Source organism: Paracoccus sp. (in: a-proteobacteria) (assembly GCF_035556475.1).
Taxonomy (GTDB): Bacteria; Pseudomonadota; Alphaproteobacteria; order Rhodobacterales; family Rhodobacteraceae; genus Paracoccus.
Window position 1 is genome coordinate 1 of the sequence record NZ_DATMFA010000128.1, and the last position, 4638, is coordinate 4638.

Consider the following 4638-nt stretch of genomic DNA (forward strand, 5'->3'; position numbering starts at 1 on the left):
CGATGCCGGGCTGATCACCCCGGTGATCCGCAATGCCGCCGCCCGCCCGCTGAGCGAGATCTCGGCCGAGGCCGCCCGCCTGATCGCCGCCGCCCGCGATCGCAGCCTGACCGCCGAGGAGCTGCGCGGCGGCACCTTCACCCTCTCGAACCTCGGCATGTATGGCCTGCGCGCCTTCGACGCCATCATCAACCCCCCGCAAGGCGCCATCCTCGCCATCGGCGGACCCCGCCGCGAAGCCCGAGAATGCCCCCAAAACGGCGTCCGCTTCGCCACCACAATCACCCTCACCCTCTCCGCAGACCACCGCGCAATCGACGGCGCAACAGCCGCAATCTTCCTCAATACAATCAAAAATAACGTCGAAAAGCCGATGAAAATGATGTGTTGAGCGTGGAGGAGGCCGCCATGTCCGCTGACGATTTCTATCATTCTCAACCCTGGGAGCAGCGGCAGGCCGCGCCCGATGGCTGGATCGAATTGCCGTCGCCGGGGGGCTTCAACCATACCTTCGGCCCGGTCCACGCTACGCGGGACGGGCCGGGCACATTCGCGGTGGGCTTTCGCTGCACCGAGCGGCATCTGAACCCGTCGGGCTATTGCCATGGCGCGGCGCTGGCCGCGTTTACCGACATGCAGGCTTACGGCATCCAGCATCTGGTCGGCTATGACGCGGCGGTGGTGCCGACGATTTCGATGAATATCGACTTCCTGTCGATGGTTTTTCCCGGCGACTGGGTCTGCGGCGACCTCGAGGTGACGCGCCGGACCCGGAATCTGGTCTTTGCCCTGATGCGCTGCACGGTGGACGATCGCCCGGTGATGAACGCCCGCGCCCTCTTCAAGATCATGCCCATGTCCGAGCTGAAGGACAGAAGCTATTTCGACGCGGTCGGCCCGGAGATCGAGCGGCGCTTTCAGGCGATTGGCAGATGATGGCGGATCCGCGCCAAATGCCCGATGGCTGGTTCGACCTGACGGCTTCCGACGACGATCGCGTCCGTGAGATGAGCGGCGCGCCGGCGCGGACCGATGACCGGGCGCATCCGATCCATGCCTATCTGGGCGCGCTGGCCGGAATGCCGGTGCCCATCCGGGATTTCAGCCGGGGAATGGGGCTGGCCTTTGATGCCGGACCGGTTCTGGGCCGTTGCACGTTGCGCTATCCCGGCACGCTTCGGGTAGGGCAGGGCTATCGCGTGAAAACCCGCGTGCTGTCGCTGACCCGCAAGCCAAGCCGCCGCTTTGGTCAGGCGGATCATCTGGACCTGTCGATCACGCTTGCCGACGCGGCGGGTCCGGCGAGCATTCTGGAATTCGCCATGATTACCCCGGTGAGCGGAGATGAGTGACGCGAGCTTTCGCTCTGGCCCGGTCAGCGGTCCCGACATGGCCGAATGGTGCGCCATGCTGCATGACGACAACGCCATCCACCTGCGGCGCGAGGCGGCCGAGGCGGCGGGCTTTGGTCCGCGCCGCGTGAACCCCGGCCCGGCCAATCTGGCCTATGTCATCAGCGCCGCGATGCACGCCCGCCCCGGTGTCGAGTTCGCCGAGATCACCGCGTTTTTCGCCGGCAACGTGTTCGAGGATGACCATCTGACCGTGACGCTGGCCGATGGCGTCAGCCATGCCACGCTGTCCGCCAAGGACCGCGAGGCCCCGGTCCTGACCGCCATCATGCTGGAGAAACCATGATGTCCGACATTCTTTCCGCCGGCTCCAGCACCGTCTGGCGCCTGATCGCCGCGCGCGCGGCCGAGCGTCCTTCCGCGCTGGCGCTGGTCGAGGGAGAGAGGCGCATCGACTATGCGACCCTGATCCGGCTGGGCGACCGGGTGGCCGCCGATCTGGCGGCAAGGGGCGTGAGGCGCGGCGACCGCGTGGCGGTTCTGTCGGAAAACCGCATCGAATATTCGCTGATCCAGCTTGCCGCTGCCAAGCTGGGCGCGATGGTCGCCTGCCTGAACTGGCGGCTGGTCGCGGCCGAGCTGGAATGGTGCGTGGATCTGGTCGATCCGCGCGTGGTGATCGCCTCAGCCCGCTATCGGGATCTGGCGCTGGCCGCCAGTCCCGCGCGCCCACCGGTTGCCATCGAAACCCTGGGCCGTGACGGCGAGACTGCCGATGCTGCCGAACCCGAGGACGGGTTCAACATCATCTATACCTCGGGCACCACCGGCCGGCCCAAGGCGGCGGTCATCAGCCAGCGGGCGCAGATTGCCCGGATGTGCGCGTTCCGGCTGGATCTGGGGCTGGCGCTGGGGGACGGCTATATCTCATGGGCGCCGATGTTCCACATGGGCGGGTCCGAGCATCTGTTCTCGACCCTGCTGATCGGCGGCACCACCGTCATCATGGACGGGTTCGAGACCGACCGGATCATCGACGCGCTCGAGGAATTTCCCATCGGCTGGCTGATGACCGTGCCCGCCACGACCGAGTTGCTGGTCGCGGGCCTGCGCGCGCGGCAGCCGACCATCAAGGGCGTTCGCGTGGTCGGCGCCATGGCCGACATGGTGCCCGCCGCCGTCATCGACGAGGTGACGCGGCTTCTGGATGCGCCCTACCTCAATTCCTTCGGGGCGACCGAAACCGGGATGCCGCCGCTCTCCGCCGATCTGATCCATCCCGGCACCATGCCGCGCAACCTCGCCAAGCGGCTGAGCGTCCTGACCGAGTTGCGGCTGGTCGGCCCGGACGGGCGGGACGTGGCCGATGGCGAAACCGGCGAGGCATGGGTGAAGGGACCGACCCTCTTTAGCGGCTATTGGAATGCCGATGCGGTCAATCGCGACTGTTTCAGCGGCGGCTGGTTCCATATGGGCGACCTGTTCCGCCGGACCGGGCAGGGCTATGAATTCGCCGGACGCTCGAAATACCTGATCAAGTCGGGGGGCGAGAACATCTATCCCGCCGAAATCGAGCGTGTGATCCTGTCCGACCCGCGCGTCGCCGACGCCATCGTCGTGCGCCGCCCCGACGAACGCTGGGGCGAGGTGCCGGTTGCGGTGATCGCTCGCATCGACGACACGCTGGACGAGGACGCGGTGATTGCGCTCTGCCGCGAGAACCTTGCAGGCTACAAGCGGCCGAAGGGTGTGGTGTTCATCCCCGTCGACGATTTCCCGCGCAGCACCAGCGGCAAGATCATCCGCGAAGACATTGAAAAACTGGTGTTGACCGTGGCCTGATCTCAGGCCACGGCTAAGGGCTTTCTCAATCGACGAACTTGCTGGGCGACAGGTGATAGGCGGGCGGGACGACCGCCACGCTGAGGCCGCTGTCGATGGCCAGCACCTGCCCGGTAATGCCGCGCGCCGAGGGACCGGCCAGATAGGCAAAGGCGTCGGCTATATCCTCGGGCGTGCAGACATAGGGGATGGGATTGCGCCCCAAAGCGCGCTCATAAGCCACGTCAGCGCCGCCGCTGAGGTTGCTGGTCATGGTGGTGATGACATTCCCCGGCGCCAGCGCATTCACGGTAATGCGCCGCGGCGCCAGCTCGACCGCGCTGGAGCGGGTCAGCCCAACCACCGCATGTTTCGCCGTGGTATAGGAATGGTTGGCCCAGGCGCCGATCCCGGCAATGCTCGCGGTATTCAGGATCGAGCCGCCATCCGTCCCCATGGCGTTCGCGGCATGCTTGGTGCCGTAAAAGACGCCGCTGACCATGATGTCGAGCACGCGGTTGAAATCCTGCGCCTCGGTCTGGCCGATAGGGCCAAGCGCGCCCAGAATGCCCGCGTTGTTGATCATGCAATCCAGCCGGCCGTGCCGGTCGATGGCGGTCTGGACCAGCGCCTGAACCTGCGCCTCGTCCGAGACATCGCAGGCGACGGCGGTGGCCTGCAATTCCGCGGCGATCTCGGCCAGCCCTTCGGGGCGCAGGTCGCCAAGGACCAGCTTCCAGCCGTCGCGGTGAAACCGCCGCGCCGTAGCGGCGCCAAGGCCCGAGCCTGCGCCCGTAATGACTGCAACCTTCATGCTTCTTCCTCGCTCAGCAAAGTTTCAAGTTCCGCGACCTGTCCGGCATCCAGCCGCAGATCGGCGGCGCGGGCATTCGCGGTGACCTGTTCGGGTTTGGTCGCCCCCGCCATGACCGAAGCAACGGGCGGCTTCGACAAGAGCCAGGCAAAGGCCACGTCGGTCATGGCCAACTCCCGCGCCTCGCACCATTGCGCAAGGCGTTCAACGCGGGCGAGGTTTTCGGGCGTCAGGTAACGGTTGGCCAGCCGGTCGATCTTGGCGAAGCGCCCGTCCGCCGTGTCACCCCCCCGATATTTGCCGGTCAGCAGACCCGAGGCCAGCGGGAAATAAGGCAGGAACCCCATGCCAAGCGCCTGCAGACAGGGGATGGTCGCGGCCTCGGCCTCGCGCCGGATCAGCGAATATTCGGCCTGCAGCGACACGAACCGTTGCAGCCCCAGTTCCCGCGCCATGTAATGGGCCTGCGCAACTTCCCAATCGGCCATGTTCGAGGTGCCGATGTAACGCACCTTCCCCTGCGAGATCAGCAGATCGAGCGCGTGCAGCGTCTCGTCAATGGGGGTGGTCGGGTCGGATTCATGCAGCTGATAGAGGTCGATCCAGTCGGTGCCCAGACGGCGCAGGCTGTCCTCGGCGCAGCGGATGATA

Annotated in this window: 7 protein-coding genes; 5 read left to right on the top strand and 2 right to left on the bottom strand. The window is 66.2% G+C overall.

The genetic code is table 11. The annotated features are described in order from the left end of the window. From VNQ78_RS18390 to VNQ78_RS18410, 5 genes are all read left to right on the top strand, one after another. Positions 1–391, top strand: a 391-nt coding sequence (locus tag VNQ78_RS18390) for a 2-oxo acid dehydrogenase subunit E2 (RefSeq protein WP_325692514.1), incomplete at its 5' end; no start/stop codon positions are given. Positions 392–408: 17 nt separating this feature from the next. After that, positions 409–936, top strand: coding sequence for a PaaI family thioesterase (locus VNQ78_RS18395; RefSeq protein WP_325692516.1), 528 nt, complete (start codon positions 409–411; stop codon positions 934–936). Continuing rightward, complete coding sequence (locus VNQ78_RS18400; RefSeq protein ID WP_325692518.1) at positions 933–1352, top strand: hypothetical protein; 420 nt, start codon at positions 933–935, stop codon at positions 1350–1352. Before VNQ78_RS18395 ends, VNQ78_RS18400 begins: the two co-directional genes overlap by 4 nt. Beyond that, positions 1345–1698: a hypothetical protein gene (locus VNQ78_RS18405; protein WP_325692520.1), complete on the top strand. Its 354-nt coding sequence runs from the start codon at positions 1345–1347 to the stop codon at positions 1696–1698. The genes VNQ78_RS18400 and VNQ78_RS18405 overlap by 8 nt, the downstream gene beginning before the upstream one ends. Beyond that, positions 1698–3194 carry a class I adenylate-forming enzyme family protein gene (locus tag VNQ78_RS18410; protein ID WP_325692522.1) on the top strand — a complete coding sequence of 499 codons (1497 nt, stop codon included), beginning with the start codon at positions 1698–1700 and terminating at the stop codon, positions 3192–3194. The genes VNQ78_RS18405 and VNQ78_RS18410 overlap by 1 nt, the downstream gene beginning before the upstream one ends. Positions 3195–3219: 25 nt before the next feature. Here the strand turns inward: VNQ78_RS18410 and VNQ78_RS18415 are convergent, their stop codons facing one another. Together VNQ78_RS18415 and VNQ78_RS18420 are read right to left on the bottom strand one after the other, a co-directional pair. Next, positions 3220–3987 (bottom strand): SDR family NAD(P)-dependent oxidoreductase, encoded by a 768-nt coding sequence (locus VNQ78_RS18415; RefSeq protein WP_325692524.1) that lies wholly within the window; start codon positions 3985–3987, stop codon positions 3220–3222. Continuing rightward, positions 3984–4638, bottom strand: a 655-nt coding sequence (locus VNQ78_RS18420) for an aldo/keto reductase (protein WP_325692526.1), incomplete at its 5' end; no start/stop codon positions are given. The genes VNQ78_RS18420 and VNQ78_RS18415, both read right to left, overlap by 4 nt.

Coding starts and splice junctions, on each gene's coding strand:
- VNQ78_RS18415 (WP_325692524.1), bottom strand. CDS start 3,987: ATGAAGGTTGCAGTCATTACGGGCGCAGGCTCGGGCCTTGGCGCCGCT.
- VNQ78_RS18395 (WP_325692516.1), top strand. CDS start 409: ATGTCCGCTGACGATTTCTATCATTCTCAACCCTGGGAGCAGCGGCAG.
- VNQ78_RS18405 (WP_325692520.1), top strand. CDS start 1,345: ATGAGTGACGCGAGCTTTCGCTCTGGCCCGGTCAGCGGTCCCGACATG.
- VNQ78_RS18400 (WP_325692518.1), top strand. CDS start 933: ATGATGGCGGATCCGCGCCAAATGCCCGATGGCTGGTTCGACCTGACG.
- VNQ78_RS18410 (WP_325692522.1), top strand. CDS start 1,698: ATGTCCGACATTCTTTCCGCCGGCTCCAGCACCGTCTGGCGCCTGATC.